The sequence below is a fragment of the Caulobacter sp. CCH9-E1 genome, from assembly GCF_001556515.1.
Classification (GTDB): domain Bacteria; phylum Pseudomonadota; class Alphaproteobacteria; order Caulobacterales; family Caulobacteraceae; genus Caulobacter.
Map to the genome: position 1 here is coordinate 23,868 of NZ_LSJA01000303.1, position 23,570 is coordinate 47,437.

General features: G+C 67.4%; 14 protein-coding genes. 10 read left to right on the forward strand and 4 right to left on the reverse strand.

Annotated features, from left to right (window positions below; translation table 11 throughout):
• Window positions 1–64: 64 nt before the first annotated feature.
• The 4 genes from AX690_RS17165 to AX690_RS17180 all read left to right on the forward strand — a co-directional run bounded on the left by AX690_RS17165 (window position 65) and on the right by AX690_RS17180 (window position 6,657).
• Entirely contained in the window at window positions 65–667 is a 603-nt protein-coding gene (locus AX690_RS17165; protein WP_066685515.1) for an RNA polymerase sigma factor, read from the forward strand.
• On the forward strand, window positions 636–1,646 hold the full coding sequence (locus AX690_RS17170; RefSeq protein ID WP_066685513.1) for a FecR family protein: 1,011 nt from the start codon (window positions 636–638) through the stop codon (window positions 1,644–1,646). Before AX690_RS17165 ends, AX690_RS17170 begins: the two co-directional genes overlap by 32 nt.
• 94 nt (window positions 1,647–1,740) lie before the next feature.
• Window positions 1,741–4,968, forward strand: a complete 3,228-nt coding sequence (locus AX690_RS17175) for a TonB-dependent receptor domain-containing protein (RefSeq protein ID WP_066685511.1) — start codon at window positions 1,741–1,743, stop codon at window positions 4,966–4,968.
• A 69-nt stretch (window positions 4,969–5,037) separates the two neighbouring features.
• Entirely contained in the window at window positions 5,038–6,657 is a 1,620-nt protein-coding gene (locus AX690_RS17180) for an alkaline phosphatase (protein WP_066685509.1), read from the forward strand.
• A gap of 33 nt (window positions 6,658–6,690) precedes the next feature.
• Here the strand turns inward: AX690_RS17180 and AX690_RS17185 are convergent, their stop codons facing one another.
• The 4 genes from AX690_RS17185 to AX690_RS17200 are packed head-to-tail and all read right to left on the reverse strand — an operon-like array spanning window position 6,691 to window position 12,425.
• Window positions 6,691–7,047 carry a hypothetical protein gene (locus AX690_RS17185; RefSeq protein WP_066685507.1) on the reverse strand — a complete coding sequence of 119 codons (357 nt, stop codon included), beginning with the start codon at window positions 7,045–7,047 and terminating at the stop codon, window positions 6,691–6,693.
• Window positions 7,044–8,303 carry a TolC family protein gene (locus AX690_RS17190; protein WP_066685505.1) on the reverse strand — a complete coding sequence of 420 codons (1,260 nt, stop codon included), beginning with the start codon at window positions 8,301–8,303 and terminating at the stop codon, window positions 7,044–7,046. The genes AX690_RS17185 and AX690_RS17190 overlap by 4 nt, the downstream gene beginning before the upstream one ends.
• Before the next feature lie 2 nt (window positions 8,304–8,305).
• Window positions 8,306–11,386 carry an efflux RND transporter permease subunit gene (locus AX690_RS17195; RefSeq protein WP_066685504.1) on the reverse strand — a complete coding sequence of 1,027 codons (3,081 nt, stop codon included), beginning with the start codon at window positions 11,384–11,386 and terminating at the stop codon, window positions 8,306–8,308.
• Window position 11,387: 1 nt separating this feature from the next.
• A complete protein-coding gene (locus tag AX690_RS17200) occupies window positions 11,388–12,425 on the reverse strand; it encodes an efflux RND transporter periplasmic adaptor subunit (protein ID WP_082769718.1) in 1,038 nt (345 codons plus the stop codon).
• A gap of 148 nt (window positions 12,426–12,573) precedes the next feature.
• On the opposite strand from AX690_RS17200, the gene AX690_RS17205 reads away from it, so the two are divergent.
• From AX690_RS17205 to AX690_RS17230, 6 genes are all read left to right on the forward strand, one after another.
• The gene (locus tag AX690_RS17205) at window positions 12,574–13,227 is read left to right on the forward strand and encodes a response regulator transcription factor (protein WP_066685568.1); all 654 of its coding nucleotides are present in this window, start codon (window positions 12,574–12,576) and stop codon (window positions 13,225–13,227) included.
• Window positions 13,227–14,582 (forward strand): ATP-binding protein, encoded by a 1,356-nt coding sequence (locus AX690_RS17210; RefSeq protein WP_066685496.1) that lies wholly within the window; start codon window positions 13,227–13,229, stop codon window positions 14,580–14,582. Before AX690_RS17205 ends, AX690_RS17210 begins: the two co-directional genes overlap by 1 nt.
• Before the next feature lie 349 nt (window positions 14,583–14,931).
• On the forward strand, window positions 14,932–17,982 hold the full coding sequence (locus AX690_RS17215; protein WP_066685495.1) for a TonB-dependent receptor domain-containing protein: 3,051 nt from the start codon (window positions 14,932–14,934) through the stop codon (window positions 17,980–17,982).
• Window positions 17,983–17,996: 14 nt separating this feature from the next.
• Window positions 17,997–20,507 (forward strand): zinc-dependent metalloprotease, encoded by a 2,511-nt coding sequence (locus AX690_RS17220; RefSeq protein ID WP_066685493.1) that lies wholly within the window; start codon window positions 17,997–17,999, stop codon window positions 20,505–20,507.
• Window positions 20,508–20,533: 26 nt separating this feature from the next.
• Window positions 20,534–22,336 carry a CIA30 family protein gene (locus AX690_RS17225; RefSeq protein ID WP_066685491.1) on the forward strand — a complete coding sequence of 601 codons (1,803 nt, stop codon included), beginning with the start codon at window positions 20,534–20,536 and terminating at the stop codon, window positions 22,334–22,336.
• A 315-nt stretch (window positions 22,337–22,651) separates the two neighbouring features.
• Complete coding sequence (locus tag AX690_RS17230; protein ID WP_066685489.1) at window positions 22,652–23,545, forward strand: hypothetical protein; 894 nt, start codon at window positions 22,652–22,654, stop codon at window positions 23,543–23,545.
• Window positions 23,546–23,570 lie beyond the last annotated feature (25 nt).

Sequence of the window (23,570 nt, forward strand, 5' to 3'; positions counted from 1 at the left end):
CAGGTTTCCGAACCGAGGGGCGCCTGCGCCGGGGTTAGCGCAATATTCAGCCAGCGGATGACGGATGAGCAGCGCCGACAGGGATAGGACACTGTGGTTCCTGCGGAACATCCTTCCGCATGAGCCGGCGCTGCGGGGCTGGCTGTCGCGCGGGGCCTTGCCCGGCGTCGACGCCGACGACATCATCCAGGAAGCCTATTCGATCCTGGCCGAGCTCGAGTCGGTCGACGGCATCCGCCATCCCCGCGCCTATCTGTTCCAGGTCGCGAGATCGATCATCACGCGCCATGTCCGCCGCGCTCGGATCGTGCCGATCCATGCGGTCGAGGACCTCGAGCGGCTGGACCCGCTGGACGACGAAGCCTCGCCCGAGCAGCGCACGATCGATCGGGACGAGCTGCGGCAGCTGGCGCGCGCGATCGCCGCCATGCCGGCGAAGACGCAAGAGGCCTTCGTGTTGCGTCGCGTCCGGGGACTGTCGCAGCGCGAGGTGGCGGCGCGCATGCGCATTTCGGAGAACACCGTCGAGACGCACATCTCCCGAGGCGTGCTTTTCTTGATTGATTGGTTCGGGCGTGGCGGAAACAAGCGGTCCCAAACCTCTAAGACGATGAACCGGGAGAGCGCCTCGAGACATGGCCGTGCGAGAAACCCATCGCGACATTGACCGCGCGGCGTCCGAATGGGCGGCGCGGCAGGATCGCGGCCCGCTCTCGCCGGACGAGGACGCGGCGCTGGAGGCTTGGCTGCGGGGCGATCCCCGCCGCCGGGGCGCGCTGCTGCGCGCGCGCGCCGTGTCGTTGATGAGCGAGTCGGCCCAGGCCCTGGGTCCCGACTTCGATCCCGAAACCTTCGCGGAGCCGCGGCGCCCGAGGCTGTCGCGCCGCGGGGTGCTGACAGGCTCCGGCGCGGCGGTGGCGGCCGCCTCCCTGGTCGCCTTTGGCCTGGCGAGTTCGGCCGCCGGCGCGGTGGTCAGCACCGAGCGCGGCGAGATCCGTCTGGTGCCGCTGAAGGACGGATCGACCGTCCTTCTGAACACCGAAAGCCGCATCCGCGTCCGCTATGACGAGGGGCGACGCGAGGTCACCCTGCTGACGGGCGAGGCCTATTTCTCGGTCGCCCGCGACGAGCGGCGGCCGTTCGTGGTCGAGGTGGACGGTCGCAAGCTGCGGACGACGCAGGCGGGCTTCCGCGTTCGCAAGTTGGACAAGGCTCCGGTCGACCTGCTGGTCAGCCAGGGGCGGGTCGATGTCTCCGCCGCCCCGCTCTTTGGCGCAGGCAAGGTGTTGGCGGTCAGCGCCAACACCCGGTTGGCCTTGGCCGACGCGGTCCACCATTCCGCCGAACGGCCTCGTCCGATCGCGCCCGAGGCGGTGACCCGCGAACTGGCCTGGCGCGATGGCAAGCTGGCGTTCGAGGGCGAGACCCTCAGCCAGGCCGCCTTAGCCTTCGCGCGCTACAGCGACACCCGGATCGAGATCCGCGACCCCGCCCTGGCCCGCGAGCCTGTCACGGGCCTCTTCGCCGCCAGCGACCCGGTCGGCTTCAGTCGCGCCGTGGCTCAGGTCTTCGACGCGCGCCTGCAGAGAGACGGCGACACGGTTGTGCTGAGCCGCGGCGCACAACCTCCTGCTGCGGCGCAATAAGAAGTTTTTGCAACAGATAGCGGAAGGGGGCGGGGCGACGGCTCTCAACCCGCAACGTCGCGAGCAACGCGATGCTTGGGGGTTCGTACAGCCAATGATTTCTCGGTCTTCTCTTCTGGCCTGCGGGGCGTCGCTGGTCGCCATGGCGATCGCCGCGCCGGCGTTCGCGCAGGATCGCGTCTTCGATGTCCCGGCCCAGGCGGCCGTCCGCGCCATCCCGGAGCTGGCCCGCCAAGGCCAAGTGCAGATCATCGCTCCCGCGCGCCAGTTGGAGGGCATCCAGACCCCGGCGGTGAAGGGGACGATGGACGTTCGCACGGCCCTGAGCCGTCTGATCGCCGGCACGCCGCTGCAGATCGACACTGACGACGGTCAGATCATCACCCTGCGATCGACCGCGAGCGTCTCCCGCCCCCAGTCCGGAGTCGGTAGCGGCAGCGTTCGAGGCCGCGTCCTCAACACCGCCACCGGCGAATACGTCCGCAACGCCGAGATCCGGGTCGAGGGCGCGCCGATCGTCGCCTATTCGGAAGAGGACGGCGACTTCCGCCTGACCGGCGTCCCGTCCGGCGACGTGACGGTGAAGGTCAAGTACGCGGGCCTGCAGGAGGCCACGCTGGTCGTCTCCGTCGCCCCGAACCAGACCGCCAATCTCGACGTGTCGCTGAGCCCGCTGTCCAGCCTGGACCAGGTCGAAGCGGTGACGATCACCGCCAAGCGCGACGGTCAGGCCTCGGCCATCATGGAGCGTCGCGCCTCGACCAACGCCAAGACCGTCGTGGCGGCCGACAACTTCGGCGCCCTGACCATGGGCGACGTCGGCGAGTTCATGAAGAACATGCCTGGCATCTCGCTGGACTACACCGAGGTCGACGCCACCGCCGTCCGCATCGGGGGCCTCGATCCCAAGTACTCGACCTTCACGACCGACGGCGCGCGCATGGCGACGGCGACGTCGAACAACAACAGCGGCCGCCAGAACTCGTTCGAGCAGATGTCGATCACCGGCGTCGACTCGATCGAGCTGAACAACACGCTGCAGGCCAACATGGACGCCGACAGCCCCGGCGGCGCGATCAACCTGCGCAGCAAGTACGCCTTCCAGCGCACCAGCCGCCTGCTGCGCTTCCAACTCGGCGGCGTGGGGACGTCGGACAGCGAACTGTCGCGCAAGTATCTGCCGGACGACAAGAAGCACTCGACGATCTTTCCCTCGGCCCAGGTCGGCTATGCCGACGTGTTCCTGGACGGCCGGCTGGGGATCGCCTTCAACGCCAGCTACAACGCCAACTACGTCCAGCAGGACCGCATCCAGACCGACTGGTCCTACCTCGCCAGCGGCCGGGTCATTCCCTATCAGGTGATGTGGCGTCCGGGCCCCAAGCTGACACACCGCAAGGCCGCCAACCTCAGCGTCGACTACAAGCTGACAGACCAGTGGGCCCTGTCGCTGCGCTCGACCTACTCATTCTACGACGTCGAGTACTTCAACCAGTACACCTACCTGATCTTCGGCACGACCAGCGCGTCCCAGACGACGGCGGACTCGACCCCGACCCACATCGTGGTCAATCCGAACGGGACCAGCACCCGCCTGCACACCCAGTACTCGCACCGCTACGCCGGCACGCCCTCGTGGCTTGTCGCGCCGAAGCTGGAATATCGCGGCGACACCTGGGAGGCGCTGCTGCGCGGCAGCTATTCCACCTCGGAATTCAACTTCCGGGACAACTCGAAGGGCTTCTTTCAGCGTACGGACAGTTACCTGACGCGCATCGGCTTCACGCTGGACCGCGCCTCGGAAGACTCGAACGCCTGGACCCTGCGCCAGACCGCCGGCCGTCCCTGGGGCGACCCGACCAGCTTCAATCGCGACGATGACATTGGCAACAACATCCGCACGTCGGAGTCCGACGCGCAAAACCAGATGTACGGCCTGAACTTCGACCTGAAGAAGAAGCTGAGCATCGGCGACGTGCAGCTGAAGGTCCTGGCCGGCGCCGCCTTCCGGACCAACGTCTGGAAGACCAACGAGGGCTCCTACCAGCAATTCCAATATGTCGGCCAGACCGGCGACCTGACCCAGAAGGCGCCGGAGGCGGTCATTCCCTGGACTCAGAACTACCAGTTCAAGATCCTGGGCTTCGACGCCGGCAATATGAACGACCAAAACTGGCGCGCGGACAGCAACTATGCGGTCTACGACATCTACAAGGCTCATCCGGAGTACTTCGTCCCGGACACGGTGGGCAATCTCAAGCGCCGCCTCGACAACAACAAGAAGGTCGGCGAAGAGATCAACGCCGCCTATTTCGAGGTCCAGCCGCGCATCGGCAAGGCCTCGTTCGACTTGGGCCTGCGCTACGAAAAGACCAAGACCGACGCGCGCGTCGCCGCGATCCGGCCGGCGAAGGAGGTGACCGCCGCTGGTCTGTCGACCAGTACGGTCCCGGGTCTGCTCTATCAGTATCGCAACGGGACCTACACGACCCGCCACGGCGAATATGACGACTGGTTCTGGAGCGGCGGCGCCAAGTACGACTTCACTAAGAAGCTGGTCGGCCAACTGGCCTTCAGCCAGTCGATCCTGCGCCCCGACTACGGCAACCTGGGCGGCGTGGTCTCGGTCAATGACAACACCCTGATCGTTACGGTGCCCAACCCGCTGCTGAAGCCCGAGCACTCGACCAAGTACTTCGCCAGCCTGCAGTACTATCTGGAGCCGTCGGGCGTGATCGGCGTCTCGGCCTACAAGCTCGACGTCAAGGACATGCAGGTCACCGGCGTCACGGTGAACCCCGAGGATGTGGGCTATAATCCCGCGGACTACGCCGGCTATGCGTTCCGCGCCGCCCAGAATCTGCCGGGAACCAACACCAACAAGGGTCTGACGCTGGAATACGACCAGCAGCTGACCTTCCTGCCGGGCGTGCTGCGGGGCCTTGGCCTGCGGGCCTCGATCACCAAGATCGACCCCGACGGCGAGCGCGTCAGCCTGCCCAAGACCTCGGGCAACTGGGGCCTGCGCTACAGCTATGGCAAGTTCGACGTCCAGCTGACCGGCAACGCCCAGTCGAAGTACCGGACCAGCGCGCTCAGCAACACGCCGACCACGGCCAACAACGGCATCCTTTACCATGCCGCCCGTGAGCTCTGGAACGTCAGCGCCAGCTATAAGATCAACAAGCAGTTCGAGGTCATGCTGGCCGGCCGGAACATCTTCAACGCGCCGGACGTAATCTACTCAAACGTTCGCAGCCGGGTGCAACAGTACAGCATCTATGGCTCGATGTGGAACATCGGCGTCAAGGGCTCCTTCTAGACTTTCCCCGACCGACTTATCTCCCGCGGCTTGCCGGCCGCGGGAGTTTCTTTTGCGGAGGACCTTCCCATGGCTCCAAGGATCGATCGTCGCAGTCTGATCGCCGGAGGCCTCGGCTTGGCCGGCCTGACTCTGCCCGCGGGTCAGGCGTTCGCACGGCAGGTGCTGGGCGCGACCGGCTTCACCCACAACGTGGCCAGCGGCGAGCCCGCTGCCGACTCCATGCTGCTGTGGACGCGCTACGTCCCTGCGGCGGACGCCAACATTGTTCGCCTCGAGGTCGAGGTCGCCCTGGACCCGGGCTTCGCGAAGGTGGTTTCGGGGGGCGTTGTCCGCACCGGCGCCCATCGCGACTGGACCGCCAAGGTGACGGTCGACGGCCTGAAGCCGGGGACCGCCTACTGGTATCGCTTCATCGCGCCGGACGGGACCAGGTCACCCGTCGGCCGGACCAAAACCCTGCCGCAAGGCCCGGTGAACCGCTTCGGCCTGGCCGTCTTCTCGTGCTCGAACCTGCCCTACGGCTGGTTCAACGCCTACGCCCACGCCGCCGCGCGTCCGGACTTGGATCTTTGGCTGCACACCGGTGACTACCTCTATGAATACGGTTCGGCCTCGATCAAGGAGGCCGACCTCGTCGCCGGCCGTCTGCCCGAGCCCTCGACCGAGATCCTGGCCATCGCCGACTATCGCCTGCGCTTCGCCAGCTATCGCGCCGATCCTGACTTGCAGCGCTTGCACCAGATGGCCCCGATGGTCGCGCTGTGGGACGACCACGAGTCGTCCAACGACAGCTGGGAGGGCGGCGCCCAGAACCATCAGTCGGACAAGGAAGGCGACTGGAATCTGCGCCGCGCGGCGGCCATGCAGGTCTATCGCGAGTGGATGCCGGTCTCCGACGAGCCCTGGAAGGCCTATCCGATCGGGACGTTGGCGACCCTCTACCGCACGGAGTCTCGCCTTCTGGCTCGCACGAAGCCGGCCAATATAGATGCGGTTTTTAAGGCCGCTGATGCCGACGCCGCGCTCAAGGCGTTCCGCGACGGCGTCTGGAAAGATCCCTCAGCGACCATGATGGGCTCTACGCAGGAAAGCTGGCTGGCCCATCAGATGAAGACCAATCCCGGCTGGCAGATGGTCGGCATGGGCACGATCCTTGGCCGGACCGTCATGCCCAAGGACGCTGTGGACTGGCTGCGACCGACCGTCTCCGACAAGAAGGTCGCCAGCTATCGCAACGACATTCGCGCCGCCGCCCAGGGCCTGCCGATGTGGATGGACCGCTGGGACGGCTATCCCGCCGCCCGCTCACGCCTGCTGCGGTCGGCCCAAACCGCCGACGCCGATCTCGTCATGCTGTCGGGCGACAGCCACAACGCCTGGGCTTTCGGCCTGATCGAGGACGGCCGTCCCGCTGGCGTCGAGTTCGCCGGCCATGCGGTCACCTCAAACGGCCTTGAGGGCGATATGGGCGCTGATCCCGAGGTGGTCGCGCGCGGCTTCATGGCGGCTAATCCCGAGATGAAGTGGGCGAACACCAGCCAGCGCGGCTACATGATGATCGAGGTCACTCAGAAGCGCGTGACTGGGGAGTGGCTATTCCTGAAGACGATCAAGGACCGCGACACCACGCTGGCTGGAACGCACCGGATGTCGGTCGAGCGTGGGCGGAAGGCGTTCACTGTCTAGGCCGGATGAACGCGAAAAGAGCCGGCGCGCTGACTAGGGGCGCTTCAGTCTCCATAGCGCGGCCTGCGATGCGATCTTGGGCGGCACGTCGATCCGTAGCACGCGGCACTCTTTCGTTCGTCCAGAGGCGAAGGCCGGCGTTGTGACGACGCTATCCCAGATCGCGTTGCCGGCGCGGTCCTCCGCAATGACGACAAGGCGCCGGATGGGCATGCCCGGAGCGCGGCGGCACAGCCATCCGCGGAGGATCTGATTGTCATCGGCCGTGCGGTCGAGACCAATCGCCTTCACGATGAAGGCGCGGCTTCCGATATCACCGACGACGACGTTGGCGGACGACGCGGCAGGGGAGAGCGCCAGGGAAAGCGCCAGGCCGATGGCGGTGATCATTGCGAGGCCTTCTCTTCGGACAGCCAGAGTTCATGTGCGTCCAGGGCTAGCCGAAGCAGCGCGTTCTGGGCGGCGGCGCGGGCCGAAACCTCGGTCCGACGCGCCTCGAAAAGCTGGCGGCGGGCCGCCAACAGATCCGTCAGGTCCCGCTCGCCAAGGGCGTAGGCGCGCTGCACCCGATCGGCGGCCTGGGCCGCGGCGGCGGTGGCTTGGCTGGCCCGCGCCCAGGCCGCAAGACCCGACCGGGCCTTGGCCACATCGTTGCGTCCCTCGGCTTCGACGTTGCGGACCACCATCCGATAGCGCGCCTCGGCGGCGGAGGCTGACGCGGACTGGCGTTCGGCCGTGGCCGAGCGTCCGACGCTTCCGAACGGAATGCTGACCGTGAGCCCGGCGCCGGTCTCGGCGCCGCCGCGCTCATTAAAGACTCGAAGGCCGACGGTCGGATCGGGCCGCTGGTCAAGGCGAGCCCGCCGGGCCAGGGCGCTGTCGCGGTCCGCCAACGCCTTGGCGATGGTGATCTCGTGGCTGCGCGCGATGACCACGGGAATCCAGTCGTCCAGGGCGCGAGTCGGCGCCACCGGTTCGGAAAGGGGCGGAGCGCGGGGCGGAGTCAGGCCGGGGTACAGCATGTCGATCGCCGATCGCGCGGCCTCGGCGCGTCCTTGAGTTTCGGCCAGGGTCGCTTGGGCTCGCGCCAAGGCCGCCTGCGCCAATTCGAGCTCAAGCTGGGACGCGTCCTTCAGCTCGACCCGCCGCCGCAGCGCCGCGACTTCTCTTTCATCGACCGCGATTTCGTCGCGATCCACCAAGATGCGGGCCTCGGCCTCCAGCCATTCGATCCAGAGGCCGGCGAGGCGCAGCGAGGCTTGGTGACGGGCGTCGTCTACGCTGTCGCGCGCCGCGAGCGCGCCGGCCGCGCCGGCCGCCAGATCCAGCGCGCGCTTGCCCGGAGAGCGGAGGGCCCGACTGGCTTGCACGGACCATTCCGCGAAATCACCTTCCCCTCGGATCCGGCGGCGGTCGCTCGAAAGACCGATGATCGTCTCGTACGGACCCGCGGCGAGACCGCGTCGTTCGGCCTCGGCGCCGCGCTCCAGGGCCCGGGCCTCCGCCAGCTCGGGCGAAGCTTCCAGCGCCGCCAGAATGAGCGCGTCGCTCGGCAGGAAATCCGGTCGGCTCCAACCGGGGGCGGCGGCCGTCGCGGGCGTGGCCAGGGCGAGACCGGCCGCGGCGGCGAGAAGAAGGGCTTTCACGATCAGGCCTCCGGCACCGCCGCCCCTCGCTCGACGCCGAAGCGGCGATAGAGGATGGGCAGCAGGATCAGGGTGAGCAGGGTGGAGGTCACCAGACCGCCCACCACGACGATGGCGAGCGGACGCTGGATCTCGGAACCGGGGCCAGTGGCGGTCAGGAGCGGGACCAGACCCAGCGCCGTGATGCTGGCGGTCATCAGGACCGGACGCAGCCGTCGGCGCGCGCCCTCCGTGACGGCGGTGGTCACGTCGCGGCCTTGCTGCACCAGCTCATTGAAGTGCGAGACCAGGACCAGCCCGTTGAGAACCGCGATGCCGAGGAGGGCGATCAGCCCCACGGACGCCGGGACCGACAGGTACTCGCCCGAGATCCACAGCGCCACGATGCCGCCGATCATCGCGAACGGGATGTTGGCCAGGATCAGCAGCGATTGCCGTGTCGATTTCAAGCTAATGAAGAGAACCAGAAAAATCAGGCCCAGCGCCATCGGCACCACCACGCCGAGACGGGCCGCGGCGCGCTTCTGGTTCTCGAACTGGCCGCCCCAGGCGATGCGATAGCCAGGGGGCAGGGGGACATCGCGGGCGACGTTGGCCTGCGCTTCCTTGACGAAGCCGACAAGGTCGCGGCCCTGCACGTAGGCCTGGATCACGGCGAAGCGGGAGGCGTTCTCGCGATCGATCTTGACCGGCCCCTCCCGGCGCTCGATGCGCGCCACGTCGCCGGCGCGCAGGAGGCCGCCGTCGGGCGTGGCGATCTGGGCCTGTTCGAACTGGGCCGGGTCGTCGCGAAGATCCCGCGGGCCGCGCACCAGGATCGGCGTGCGCTTGCCTTGTTCGAAGACCACGCCGGCCGGCGCGCCCTCTAGCTGGGCGCGCAGTTCCTGCTGCAACGTCTCGGCCGAGAGGCCGGCGCGGACCGCCGCGGCGCGATCGACGTCCAGCTGGAGATAGGTCACGCTGTCGCCGGCCACGGTGTAGACGTCGGACGCGCCGCGCGTCTTCTTCAAGGTCTCCTCGATCCGTCCCGCAAGATCGCCCAGGGTCTGGAGGTCGGGGCCAAACACCTTCACGGCCAGGTCGCCCCGGCTGCCGGTCAGCATTTCCGAGACGCGCATCTCGATGGGCTGGGTGAAGGTGGCTTCCACGCCGGGGAACTGGGCGGCGACCTTGCGGATCTCCTCCGTCAGCCAGGCCTTGTCCTTCTTCCGCCAATCCTTGCGGTCGGCCAGGACGAGGAAGCTGTCGGTCTCATTCAGGCCCATGGGATCGAGGCCCAGCTCGTCGGAGCCAACACGGGCGACGATGCGCTTGACCTCGGGCACCTGCGCCAGGATCGCGCGCTGCACGGCCATGTCCTGCTTGGCGCTGGCGTCCAGATTGATCGACGGCAGCTTGGCCAGCTGCATCAGGATGGCGCCTTCATCCATGGTCGGCATGAAGCTCTTGCCGATCAGGACATAGGCGATCGCCGCCAGAACCATGCCGCCGCCGGCCGCCGCGAAGACGGGCTTGGGGCGGGCCAAGGCGCGGGCCAGCTGGCGCTCGTAGAAGGGGCCGATCCGGCGCATGATCCAGGACTCCCGGTGCGCGTGCGCCTTCAGGAGCAGGGAGGCCAGGACCGGGATCACCGTGAACGACAGCAGGAGCGATGAGCCCAGGGCGAAGACGATTGTCAGGGCCACCGGCGCGAACAGCTTGCCTTCCAGCCCCTGCAGGCTGAGCAACGGCAGGAAGACGAGGCAGATAATCAGCACGCCCGACGTGACCGGCGCGGCGACCTCGGCGACGGCTTCATAGATCACGTGCAGCCGCCGCGAGCCGGTCAGGGCGGGGTTGTCGAGGCGCTCCACGGTGTTCTCGACCACGACGACGGCGGCGTCGACCAGCATGCCGATGGCGATGGCCAGGCCGCCCAGGCTCATCAGGTTCGCCGAGAGCCCGAACGCCTTCATCAACAGGAAGGTGGTGAGCGCCGCCAGGGGCAGGGTCACCGCGACCACGGTCGCCGCGCGAAGGTCGCCGAGGAACAGCAGCAGCAGGATGACGACCAGAACGGTGGCTTCGACCAGGGCCTCGTTGACTGTGCCTGTGGCGCGCTCGATCAGGTCGGAGCGATTATAGAAAGGCCTGACCGTCACGCCCCTGGGCAGGGAAGGTTGGATTTCCTGCAAGCGCGCTTCGACCGATTTGACGACCGTCTTGGCGTCGGCGCCCCTCAGGGCGATCACGATGGCCTCCGCGGTTTCCTCTCGGCCGCTTTCGGTGACCGCGCCATAGCGTGTCAGGGCGCCTTCGCTGACCTGGGCCAGGTCGCCGAGCCGCGCCGTTCCTCCGCCGGGCAGCGACACCGCCGTGTCACGCAGATCATCCAGGCTCGTAATCGCGCCAGCCACGCGCACGACCAGGGCCTCTTCGCCTTCGTTGAGACGACCCGAGCCATCGTTGCGGTTGGAGGCGGGAATGGCGTCGACGATCGCCTGGGCGGTCAGGCCCGCAGCCGCCAGCGCCGCGGGGTCGGGCGAGACTTCGAAGGTCTTGGCCCGGCCGCCCAGCACATTCACGTCGGCCACGCCCGGGAGGCCGCGCAGGGCTGGGCGAATGGTCCAGTCCAGCAGGGTGCGCTTCTGCTCGAGGGTGAGGCCCTCGCCCTCGAGCGTGAACATGAAGATGTCCGACAGGGGCGTGGAGATCGGAGACAGGCCGCCGCTGACGCCGGCGGGGAGGGCGCCCATGGCGTTCGACAGACGCTCGGCGGTCTGTTGCCTGGCCCAGTAGACATCCGTTCCTGGCGCGAAGTCGATCGTCAGGTCGGCGATGGCGTACTTGGCCGTTGAGCGAAGCATGGCTTGCTTGGGAATGCCCAGCAGCTCCATCTCCAGCGGCGTGATGACCTGGCTCTCGACCTCCTCGGGGGTCATGCCCGGGGCCTTGAGAATAATCTTCACCTGGGTCGGCGAGATATCTGGAAACGCGTCGACGGGCAGCTTCAGGAACGCGTTGACGCCCAGTCCCACCAGGGCGATCGCCAGCACGGCGGCCAGCAGGCGCTGCGAGAGCGCGAAGGCGATGAGCTTGCGCATCCTAGTGGCCCAGCGCCGACTTCAGCTGGGACGCGCCCGAGGCCGCGACGCGCGCGCCGCTCGAAAGTCCCGTGACCACCGCTTCCGCGCCCGCCACGCCCGCCACGGTGACCGGACGGGCCTCGTAGCCGGCGGCCGTCTTGACGAAGACGCGCGCGCCGGCGTGGTCCTGCACCAGCGCGCCGCGCGGGATGGCCTGGGCTGCGGCGGGAGCAGGGCTCAGGAGCGTGAGGGTCACCGTCTGGCCGGGCGCGAGTCCGCCGGTGGCGCTGAGTTCGGCCCGGAGCGGCAGCGAGCGGGTCTTCGAGTCGATGCTGGCGCCCAAGGCGACGATCCGGCCGCTCACGTCGCCAACCCGCATCGGATAGCCGACCTTGAGCTTGCGGGCGATCTCGGGAGAGACATGCGCCTCGACCCAGAGACGGTCGGCGCTGTCCAGCGTCACGGCCGGCGCCATGGCCTCCAGGCCGCCTCCGGGCTGAGCCGTGATGGCCGCCACGCGCCCGGCGGCGGGGGCCCGCAGGACGTATTCGCCGCTTGCCCCTCCGGCGCCGGACAGCAAGCGGCGACGCTCGTTGACCATGGCGCGGGCCTGGGCGAGACGGGCCTGCGCCTCCTCGGCGCGGGCGCCGGCGATCACGCCCTCGCTCGCCAGCTGTTGCAGGCGACGCGCCGAGGCCTCGGCGACCCGGAGTTCGGCCTGATTCTGGATGAGCTCCGATGACAAGGAGAGAGCCTCGCGGCTGAAGAGCGTCACCAAGGGCGCGCCCGCCTTGACCGCTTGTCCCTCCAGCACATGGACGCGCATCACCGTGCCGGCGAACGGCGCGGCGACGACACGGCGACCGTTCAGAGGCGGGGTGACGGCGCCAGGCAGCGCCGCCACGGGGGCGTTGGAGGCCGGCTTGGCGACAGCCAGGACGATGCCCATCGCCTTCTCCTGCGACGCGCTCAAGGTCACGGGCGCGGCGGCGGACGCCGTCGCGGTCGAGAGCGCGGCGACGAGCGCGGCGGCAAGTAGGGGGCGAGCAGGGGGCATCGGCTCCTCGAAGGGCTTGAACCGGACCCAGATGCGCCGCCAGCCTGAAGCCTGTCTGGAACGAAGCTGAAACGAACCTGAAAGCGCTTAGTCAGGTTCGTTTCAGGCGCTGGTGTTATGGATGGCCAACAGTCAAGGGAGGCCCGCCATTCGCGTCCTGCTCGTCGAAGATGATCCCGAGATCGCCCGCCGGCTTGTCGCGGCGCTGGCGGAGGCGAGCTTCGTCGTCGAGCATGCCGGCGATGGCGAGACCGGCCTCCTGCTGGGCCGGACCAACGACTTCGACGCGGTGGTTCTGGATTTGGGCTTGCCGCGCCTGCCGGGCTTGGAGGTGCTGAAGCAATGGCGCCGAGAAGGCCGCGACATGCCCGTGCTGGTGCTGACAGCGCGCGATGCCTGGACCGACCGGGTTGATGGCCTGAACGCCGGCGCCGACGACTATCTTGGCAAACCCTTCCAGAACGCCGAGGTGGTGGCGCGCTTGCGGGCGCTTACGCGACGCTCGGCGGGGCGCTCTTCGCCAGTCATGCGACGCGGCGACATCGTGCTCGATCCAGAGGCGGGCACTGTCCAACGGGGCGACGAAGCCGTCGAGTTGACCGCCCGTGAGCTCAAGGTCCTGGCTTACCTGATGCACCGCGCTGGTCGCGTCGTGTCCCAGGGCGAACTGATCGACCACGTCTACAGCCTGGATGAGACGCGCGAGTCGAACACGATCGAGGTCTATGTGGCCCGCCTGCGCAAGAAGCTGGGCAAGGACGCGATCCGTACGATCAGAGGCCTGGGGTACAAGTTCGCCTGATGCGACAGCTCTGGACCAGTTTCCGCACCCGTCTGATCGTCGGCGCCGCCATCTGGATTATCGCGGGCCTGGCCGTTAGCGGCTTTCTGCTGTCGGAACTGTTCAAGGCCCACGTGACCCAGCAGTTCGACGACGAGTTGCACGGCCATGCCGCCGAGCTGGCGGCGCTGATCGAACTCACCCCGGACGGCAAGCTGGTCTTGCATCGACGTCTCAGCGATCCCCGGTTTCTGCCCAGGGACTCGGGGTTCTATTGGCGGGTCGAGGCTCAGAGCGGCCAAGCGATCACCTCGCCGTCGCTGGCGGGACGCGACTTGCCGCTGCCCGGGCCGTTTCCGCCTTCCGGGGCCGAACGGCATGTCTTTGTCGATGGTCCCTCGGGGCAGTTGCGTCTGGTCGAACGATCGGTGGCCACGCCGAACGGTCCGCCGCTGCGCCTGGGCATTGGCGTTGATCAGCGTCTCCTCGACGAGGTGCTGGGGCGGTTCAACTGGACTCTTTTTCTGTCGCTGACGATCGTCGCTTCCGGTCTGATCGCCGCAGCGATGCTGCAGGTTTGGTTTGGCCTACGCCCGCTGAGCCGCATGCGCCATGCGTTGTCGGCTGTTCGGATGGGCCAAGCCAGCCGACTTCCCGAGGATCTTCCCAGCGAAGTGCGTCCCCTGGCGGTCGACCTCAATGCGCTGCTCGAGGGCAATCTCGAGATGCTGCGGCGCGCTCGCACCCAGGCCGGCAATCTGGCCCATGCGCTCAAGACGCCGCTCGCCATTCTGACGGATGAGGCCGAACGCATGAGGGCGTCGGGCCAGGTGGAAGCCGCCGAGGTGATCATCCTGCAGTGTGAGCGGATGCGGCGTCAGATCGACTATCAGATCGCCCGGGCCCGCGCGGCGGCGCTGAAGCGCGCCCCCGGCGTGGCCGCCGATGTGCGATCGACGCTGGGCCCCATCGTCATAGCCCTGTCGCGCCTCTACGCGCGCCGCGACGTGTCGTTCGCCGTCGCCTACGAGGATCAGCCCGTGGTCGCGGTGGACGCCCAGGACTTGAGCGAGATCCTCGGCAATGTGCTCGACAACGCGGGCAAGTGGGCGCGGTCGCGGGCGGAGGTCCTGGTTCGCCGCCGGGGCGACTTCGCTGAAATCATCATCGACGATGACGGGCCGGGCTTGCCGCCCGAGAGCTACGAGCACGTTTTTGGCCTTGGCGAGCGACTGGATGAGCGAACGCCTGGGCATGGCTTGGGCTTGTCGATCGTGCGGGATCTGGTGGGGCTCTACGAAGGTCGCGTGGCGCTGGATGTCGCGACGCTTGGCGGACTGCGTGTGACCCTGACCTTCCCCGCGATCACTCAGTAGGTTGGCGTCTGCCCCTACGCCACCAGGGACGGGCCGGAATGACACGAGCGGCGACGGTCAATCTGAGGCCGATATCGCCTCGCGCAGAGAGCCGTTTTCTGTCGCCGTCAATCCTTTTATTGGGGTAATTTTTTGCCTTGGCCTTGGGCAAGTGGGCCCATTTGGGGGTGTCTATTTGATCAACCCTGCGCCTGTTGTCAGAAAAATTCCATTTTAAAACTCGACTAATTTGATGGGGTTGGGGCTCGTCCGATCCATTCGTGTTCGGAATGTGGCGTGAGCCATGCCCCGCTCTCTCGGGAGTGGGGCAGGGGGCGGCTCGCGCGTTGCGTTTATTGGAGGGGCTTACATGATCATCAATCACCGCAAGCTGGTGCTTGCCACCACGGCGCTTTGCGCCGCGGGTTTCTCCGCCCACGTTTGGGCGCAGACGGCGCCGCCGGCAGGGGCGGAACCCACCGAGATCGAGGCCGTCGTGGTCGTCGGCTCGCAGATCAAGGGCGCGAAGGTCAACGCGGCCCTGCCGGTGACGGTGGTCGGCGAGGACCAGATCGGAGCGTCCGGCGCCGTGTCCGGCGACGAGCTCTTCCGATCGATCCCGCAGATGGGCGACGTCAACTTCAACGCCCAGTACCTGCCGGGCAGCAGCAACAGCGCCCGGGGTGACGTCGGTTCGGTGAACCTGCGCAACCTGGGCATCGGCAACACCCTGGTGCTGCTGAACGGTCGTCGCGTGGTCACCCACCCGACCAGCCAGGCCAATGACAACCTGGTGCCGGTGCTGACCTACAACACCAGCGCCATTCCGGTGACGGGCCTCAAGCGAATGGAAGTGCTGCGCGACGGCGCCGCGGCCATCTACGGCGCGGACGCCGTGGCCGGCGTGGTCAACACCGTGCTGCGCGACGACGTCGACGGCTTGACCGCCTCGAGTCAGTACGGTTTCGCCGAGGGGACGAACCTCAAAGAGTACAACTTCAACGCCTTCGGCGGGAAGAACTTCGCCGACGGCCGCGGCAATGTCAGCGCCTTTGTCTCGTACGACCAGCGCACGCGCATGCGCTCGACGGACCAGGACTACACCGCTTCGTCTGACCGCCGTCCGCTGTTCGCCGGCACTCGCTTCGACGGCGTCGCCAGTCTTGATGGTCGCAGCACCACAACGCCCTGGGCCTATGTCCAGACTCCGCAGAGCTTCGGAACCGTGCGCCAGGGAACCACGGCCCTGACCAGCGGCGCCGGCTACTTCCACATCCAGCCTTCGACCTTCGCCGGATGCCAGCTGAACATCAGCGGCGGCATGTGCATCGACGACGGCGCGCTGGCGACCTCGGGCGTCGATCGCAACCTGCGCTTCAACTCAGCGTCCCTGGGCACGACGGTGATCCCGGAGCTGAAGCGCACAAACGTCTTCTTGACCGGCCACTACGACATCTCCGACGACCTGACCGTCTTCGGCGAACTGGGCCTCTACCACGCCAAGACCAGCGCCCTGCAGGCGCCGATCGCCACGCTGTCCTCGGGCGTGATCAGCATCCCGGCCAGCAACTACTGGAACCCCTTCGGCCCGATGACCTTCGCCAACGGGACGGCCAACCCCAACCGTCTGCCCAATCTGAACGTCCCGGCCAGCGGCTTGCCGCTGACCCTGCGCGGCTACACCTTCGCCGACCTGGGCCTGACCCATGTCGACGTCACCAACGACCAGTATCGGGTGCTGGGCGGCGTCCGCGGCCGGAAGTTCGGCTTCGACTGGGAATCGGCTCTGGTCTATTCGGAAGCCACCGCCGACGACATCAGCGACAACATCTCCAACACCAAGCTCCACGCCCAGCTGGCCCTGTCCACGCCCGACGCCTACAATGTCTTCAACGGCTCGGACATCAACAATCCCAGCGGCGCGGACACCACCCGCAACAGCGAAGCGGCCATCGACGCCATCCGCGTCAAGATCAAGCGCCGCACCAAGAGCACCTTGGCCTCTTGGGACTTCAAGGTCTCCAGGCCCGACCTCTTCAGCCTGCCGGCCGGCGACGTCGGCGTGGCCTCGGGCGTTGAGGTGCGTCGCGAGACCCAGATGGATGACCGCGACAAGCGCATCGACGGGACGATCACCTTCACCGACCCGATCAGCGGCGCGGTGTTGAGCGACCTGATCAACTCCAGCATGAACCCCGACACCAAGGGTCACCGTTCGGTCGCCTCGACGTATATCGAGTTCGCCGTTCCCCTGGTTTCGCCCGAGATGTCGATCCCGCTGGTCCATCGCCTGGATCTGCAGCTGGCGGGTCGCTACGAGCACTACAGCGACTTCGGCAACACGGCGAAGCCCAAGATCGCCGGCGCCTGGGACCTGATCGACGGCGTCCGGATCCGCGGTTCGTGGGCCAAGGGCTTCCGGGCGCCGAACCTGGAGCAGATCAACGCCACCGTAGTGTCGCGGTCCAACACCCGCACCGACTACGCCTTCTGCGAGGCCGACCTGCGGGCCAAGCGCATCACCTCGTTCGCGGGTTGCTCGCGCTCGTTGCTGACCACGGCGCGCCGGGCCGGCAACCCCGACCTGGATCCCGAAGAGTCCGAGACCCTGTCGTACGGCGTGGTCCTGGAGCCGAAGTTCATTCCTTCCGAATATGGCCGCCTGACCTTCACCGTTGACTACTGGAAGGTGAAGCAGACGGGCCTGATCGGGGTGTTCGGCGAGGGCAACGCCCTGATCCTGGACTACCTGCTGCGCCAGTCGGGTTCGAGCAACCCGAACGTCATCCGCGCCGCCCCGACGGCCGACGACATCGCCGCGTTCAAGGACACCGGCCTCGCGGCCGCCGGTCAGGTTCTGTACGTCAATGACAAGTATACAAATCTGCAGCCGCAGGACGTCGAGGGCCTGGACCTGGGCCTGATGTATCGCCTGAACACCGACAAGCTCGGCGATTTCGATCTCAACGTGAACGCAGCGCACCTGATCAAGTACTATCAGTCGCCATCGCCGGGCATCGCTGAGCTGCTGGCGGCGCGCAGCGCGGGCAAGATCAACGCCGGCACCACCATCAACGGCGGCGGCAACCTGCTGCGGCAGAACGGCAAGACCGATTGGAAGGTCTCGGCCTCGCTGACCTGGCGTTACAAGCAGCTGACCGTCGGCGGCTTCACTCAATACATCGGCGACTACAACGACACGGCCTTGCTCGACTCGGCCGGGTCGCCGTGGGTTGTCGACTCGCAGATCACCGCCAACCTGTATGGCGAGTACGATTTCGCCCAGGCCAACACCAAGCTGCGGCTGGGCGTGCGGAACCTAACCGACAAGGATCCGCCGCTGAGCTCGGCGGGTTATGACGGAACGGTCTATCAGCCGTATGCCCGCTACTGGTACGTCTCGGTCAAGAAGACGTTCTAGGGACGGGGACTCAAGTGACGCATCAGTTCAGCGCTTACCGAGCGCGCTGGCGGGTTTCGAGCGCGCTGGCCGCGCTCGCGCTCGCCGCCGCGCCGGCTGCTTTCGCTCAGACCGCTGGCGCGCCCGCGCCAGCGGCCGCTTCTCCGGCGGCTCTGCTGCCGGTGAAGACCGACGCGGCCAAGAACGCCGTGATCGTGACCTTGCCGCCGCCCGCCGCCGATGGCGTGTCTGGACGGTTCCTCTACCAGCCCAGCCTCAGTGGCGGCCTTGGATCGACGCCAGTCGGCCTGGACCGCGCCGCCACGGGCGAGACCCAGGTGCTGATCTTCCGGCGCGTGGGCAAGAAGGTGCTGATTGCGTTCGAAAACTACGGCTTCCGCGCTGTTGGCGGCGCGCCGGAGGAAGCTCGGACCGTCCAGGACAGCTTTCCGCCCTCGGTCGTCTGGTCTGGCGACGTAGTCGCCGACACCCCGGAGGGCGGCGTGACGGTCGACATCGCCTCGTTCCTGCTGCGCGACGCGTTCGACATCACCGGTGGGCTCAAGCGCGGCAAGCAGGGCGCTTACAAGCTGGCCTCGTCGCTGAGCTATGTCGACCTGCCGCTGACCGGCCTCTTCCCCGACAACCTCGAGTTCGAAACCCGGCAGACCTTCACCGCCGACGAGCCGGGGGGCGAGGTGAACGGCATCGCGCCCGACGGTCGCGCCGTGACCTTTGGCGTCCATCACAGCTTCATCCGTCTGCCGGCGCCGGGGTTCGTCTCGCGGGCCTACGATCCGCGAACGGGCACTTCGGCCCAGGTGCTGTTCGCCGACTACGCCGCGCCGCTGGACCAGCCGATCGTCCAGCGCCTGGCGCGCCGGTTCCGGCTCGAGAAGACCAACCCAACCGCGACCCGCTCGCCGGTCAAGAAGCCCATCGTCTACTACGTCGATCGCGGCGCGCCCGAACCCATCCGTTCGGCTCTGATCGAAGGCGGGCGCTGGTGGGCGAAGGCCTTCGAGGAGGCCGGCTATGTCGACGCCTTCCGGGTGGAGTTGCTGCCCGAGGGCGTCGATCCGATGGACGCGCGCTATAACGTGGTCAACTGGATCCACCGGCAGACCCGCGGCTGGTCGACCGGCACTACCGTGGTCGATCCGCGCACAGGCGAAATCGTCCGTGGCGTCGTCCAACTGGGCTCGCTGCGCGTGCGCCAGGACCGGTTGATCTTCGAGGGCCTTGTCGGCGCGGACAAAACGGGCAAGGGCGGTCCCGACGATCCGATCAATGTCTCGCTGGCGCGTATCCGCCAGCTGTCGGTGCACGAGATCGGCCACACCCTTGGTCTGGCTCACAACTTCGCGGGCAGCACCTATGGCCGCGCGTCGGTCATGGACTATCCCGCGCCGCAGGTGAAGATCCAGGGCGACCGGCTGGACCTCTCCGACGCTTACGCCAAGGGCGTGGGAGCCTGGGATCGTTTCGCGATCAATTGGCTCTACTCGCAGGGCGCGCCGGGCACGAACGAGGCCGCGCGCCTTGATCGGCTGGCGCGCGAGGCCCAGGCCAAGGGGCTTCGCTACGTCACCGACGGGGACTCGCGCAGCGGTTCGGCGGGGCAGCCCTACGGCGCGCTTTGGGACAATGGTCCCGACGCGGTCGCGGAGCTGGATCACGTGCTGGCCGTGCGCAGGCTGGCGCTTAGCCGGTTTGGCCTGGCGAACCTGCCCAAGGGCGCGCCGGCGGCGGACCTGAAGCGTGTCTTGGCGCCGATCTACCTGTTCCATCGCTACCAGGTCGAAGCCGCCGTGAAACTGATCGGCGGCGTCGACTACGCCTACGCCGTGCGCGGCGATGGCCATGAGAGCGCGTCCATCCCGCCGGCCGCCACACAACGCAAGGCGCTGGACGCTCTGCTGCGCACGACCGACGCGGCTGCCCTGGACCTGCCGGATCCCCTCTTGAATCTGCTATCGTCCGGTCAGTCGGGCGCGCGGGACAAGGCCTACGAGATCGAGATCTTTCCGACCTCGGGCCCGGCGATCTTCGACCTGCCGACCGCCGCCGAGATGGCCGCCGACCAGACTGTGTCGCTGCTGCTCAATCCGCAACGGCTGAACCGGGTGGTTGAGCAGAACCGTCGCGATCCGGCCCAGTTGGGCGTGGCCGAGCTGGCCGAGCGCCTGCTGGCGTCCGTCGCGCCGAGCGACGCCGAGGGGCGGCTCGGCGACTTGCGTCGTCGCATCCGCGCTCGCGTCGTCAGCGATCTGATCGAGGCGCAGAGCGACAAGGCGCTCTCGCCGACCGCGGCCGCCCAGATCGACGCGGCGCTGCGGACCTTCGGCAAGACCCTGGCCGCCTATCAGGGCGGCGGGGCTGAGGGCGACCAAGCCGCCATGCTTTCGCGGGCCCTGCTCAGCGACGACGCCGGCGCCAGGCAGGCCCTGGCCGCGCCTCGCGCTGGCGCGGTCGAGACCTTGCCGCCCGGCATGCCGATTGGCGGCGAAGACTGCTGGTTCTGCGCTCCGAGCGCAGGTTTGTAATGCGTACCCCAGAAAGAAAGCGTCCCATGATCGTCCTCCAACTCGGGCTCTCCAAGGCCAGCTTCCGAGGCGCGCTGATCGCCGCCAGCGTCCTGCTGCCGGTGGCGGCCGCCCACGCCGCGACGCCGGCCGTCGCGATCATCAACGCCCAGATTTTCGACGGCACGGGCGCCGCGCCCTACAAGGGTGTTCTGGTGGCGCAGGACGGCCGCATCGTCGATGTCGGCCCCAAGGCGAAGCCGCCAAGGGGCGCCCAGGTGATTGACGCCAAGGGCGAGGCCGTGGTCCCCGGCTTCTTCGACGTCCATACGCACTGGACCCCGGCCGGCGCGCCGGCCATTACGCCCAAGATCGCCGACGCCTATCTGGCCTCGGGCGTGACCACGGTGAACGACTTCCACCAGCAGCCGGAATCCTTCGCGCCGCGCCGGCAATGGCTGTCAACCCTGACGGCGCCGCACGTCAACTTCGTGGCCCGCGTCAGCACGCCGGGCGGTCACGGCGCCGACTGGGCTGACGAAGCGACCACGCGCTGGGTGAACACGCCCGAAGCGGCCAAGGCCGCCATCGAGGGCCTGGCTCCCTACAAGCCCGACGCCATCAAGGCCTTCACCGACGGCTGGCGCTATGGCTCCTCGCCCGACAACACCAGCATGGATGGCTGGACGCTGAAGGCCCTGACGGACGCGGCCCACAAGCTGAACCTCAAGGTCTTGTCGCACACGGTCACGGTGGAGCGCGGCGCTGTCGCGGCTGGCAGCGGCGTCGACATCATCGCCCACAGCCTGCAAGACGAGCCGATCGACGCCGAGACCGTCGCCAAACTCAAGGCCAACGGCACCTTCTACGCCCCGACCCTGGCGGTGTACGAGCCGGTCAAGCCAGGGCAGAAGCCGCCGGCCGACGCCGATAGCCCCCGCGCCAAGCTGGCGGTCCAGAAGTTCGGCTACGCCCTGGCCAATGTGAAGACCCTGAAGGACGCTGGGATCCCGATCGCGCTCGGCACCGACGCTGGCATGCCTGGCACGCCGCACGGCGCCTCCACGCTGCGGGAGATGGAGCTGCTGGTCCAGGCGGGCCTCTCTCCTTCGGAGGCGCTGATCGCCGGCACGGCCACCAGCGCCCGCGCCATGAACCTGCTGGCCGACCGCGGCACCCTGGAGAAGGGCAAGCGCGCTGACTTCGTGCTGATCGCCGGCCAGCCTTGGGCGACCATCACCGACATCCGCAAGGTCGATCGCGTCTTCATCGACGGCAAGGCCGTGTTCGGGCCCGGCTCGACCCGCTCGCCCGCCAACGACAAGCCGACCATGCCGGTGCTGAAGGCCAAGGGGCCATTGATCGACGACTTCGAGCGCGCCGACGGCCGCACCAGCCTGGATACCCTAAGGCTCAGCGACTTCGACGGCGGTCGTGACCGCAGTGTCGAGGTTCTTCAGACCATCGATCGCGGGGATGGCGACCACGTGCTGAGCGTGGCGGCCAAGATGGCCCAGAAACCCGAACCCGACGCCGGCGTCCTGCTGCCGCTGAGCCGTGGCTCGGTCGAGCCGGTCGACGCCTCGGCGTTCAAGGGCGTCACCTTCGAACTGCGCGGCGATGGCGGACCTTATGTCCTGACCATCAACAGCGTTTCGGGCTCTTGGGCGACCACGGTGTCCGCCGACAAGACCTGGACGAAGGTCACCGTGCCCTTCACCGACTTCAAGCGGTCGGGGCGAGGCGAGGGGGCCTGGACCGGAACGGATTTGCTGGAGGTCGGGGTGTCTGGTTCGCGTCCGGCTGGCCGCAAGCTGTGGTTCGAGCTCGACGACGTGACCTTCTACTGAGCGTTCACGCTTCGCCGCTGAGTCCATGTAATCGCGCCATCGACCTAGGCCAGGGCGGTGGCGCGGGTCAGCGTCAGGCAAGACTGTTCGGGCGGCGATCGCGGGTGAGGCCAAGTCGCCGTGGTCTTGGCGGGAATGCGTTGCGCATCGCGGGAAGGGATTTGATGGTTACGTTATATCCCTGATGGCAGGTTCAAGTCTTGGCCCGCCTTGATTGCGCCCGCTAACCACAAGGCCTACATGTCGCGAGGCGGCATTTGGGGCATGTGTTGTGCGCGTAGCGCTTGGCAAGAGACTTGATGGGAATTCGCGGCGATGACGCCGTCGGCCTCGAGTACGGACAGGGACGTCGAAAGGCTTTGTCTCGCGCTCTCGGCTGAACTGATTGCTAGCGGTTTCCTTAGGGGGACCTTCCGCTCGGCGCTCGACACGATTTTGGCGCTGGCCATAGCCCAGGCGAACCTGGCGCCGATGGCTCGAAACTTGGCGTTCCAGAAGACCTATGCGGGCTTGAGCAGTCCGCCGCCCGACGAGGTGCGCAGGCCGGTGAGATCACGGTCGATCGCCATCTCGCTCGGCATTCCCCAGGAGACGGCGCGACGGCGCGTGGCGCTGATGGTCGAGTCTGGATTCCTGGTCCAGACGAGCGCGGGGGTCTACATGCCCAAGAGCGTTACCGCGACCCCCGTCTACATCGAGACCGCCAAGGCGACTTGGCGGGCGATCGGCGACCTCTATTGCGCCCTCAGACGCGCGGGCGCGCTGGACGCGCCAACGGGGGGGACCGGCGATGGAGAGATCCCGCACAGATACATGATGCGGCTTTGGGGCGATCATTTCCTACGATTGATCGAGACGCTTCTGTCGATGGTTCACGAGCCCCTCGGCATCGTCCTGTTGTTCACGATTCTGCGTGAGAGCCAGGCGACGGGGGCCGGCGCCGGCGAACCCGTCTCCGCCCTGGCCCTGTCGCGGTCACTGGGTCTGCCGTTCGAAACCGTCAGGCGCAACGCTTTGCGGCTTGCCGAGAATGGACTGTGTCAGAAGGCGTCTCGTGGCTACGTCATCACCGCCGAGCTGCTCGACACGCCGATCTGGCGGCAATTCGCCGAGCGTCATCGTGTGATCCTGACGCGCTTCTTTTCCATCATGGGCGAGAGGGACCTGCTGGGCTGGTGGGAAGCCGACTACCAGGCCGCAAATCGCTAGCCCCTTTGCCTTGCCCGAAGCGGGG

Coding starts and splice junctions, on each gene's coding strand:
- AX690_RS17175 (WP_066685511.1), top strand. CDS start 1,741: ATGATTTCTCGGTCTTCTCTTCTGGCCTGCGGGGCGTCGCTGGTCGCC.
- AX690_RS17185 (WP_066685507.1), bottom strand. CDS start 7,047: ATGATCACCGCCATCGGCCTGGCGCTTTCCCTGGCGCTCTCCCCTGCC.
- AX690_RS17195 (WP_066685504.1), bottom strand. CDS start 11,386: ATGCGCAAGCTCATCGCCTTCGCGCTCTCGCAGCGCCTGCTGGCCGCC.
- AX690_RS17225 (WP_066685491.1), top strand. CDS start 20,534: ATGATCGTCCTCCAACTCGGGCTCTCCAAGGCCAGCTTCCGAGGCGCG.
- AX690_RS17200 (WP_082769718.1), bottom strand. CDS start 12,425: ATGCCCCCTGCTCGCCCCCTACTTGCCGCCGCGCTCGTCGCCGCGCTC.
- AX690_RS17215 (WP_066685495.1), top strand. CDS start 14,932: ATGATCATCAATCACCGCAAGCTGGTGCTTGCCACCACGGCGCTTTGC.
- AX690_RS17170 (WP_066685513.1), top strand. CDS start 636: ATGGCCGTGCGAGAAACCCATCGCGACATTGACCGCGCGGCGTCCGAA.
- AX690_RS17230 (WP_066685489.1), top strand. CDS start 22,652: ATGACGCCGTCGGCCTCGAGTACGGACAGGGACGTCGAAAGGCTTTGT.
- AX690_RS17165 (WP_066685515.1), top strand. CDS start 65: ATGAGCAGCGCCGACAGGGATAGGACACTGTGGTTCCTGCGGAACATC.
- AX690_RS17210 (WP_066685496.1), top strand. CDS start 13,227: ATGCGACAGCTCTGGACCAGTTTCCGCACCCGTCTGATCGTCGGCGCC.
- AX690_RS17180 (WP_066685509.1), top strand. CDS start 5,038: ATGGCTCCAAGGATCGATCGTCGCAGTCTGATCGCCGGAGGCCTCGGC.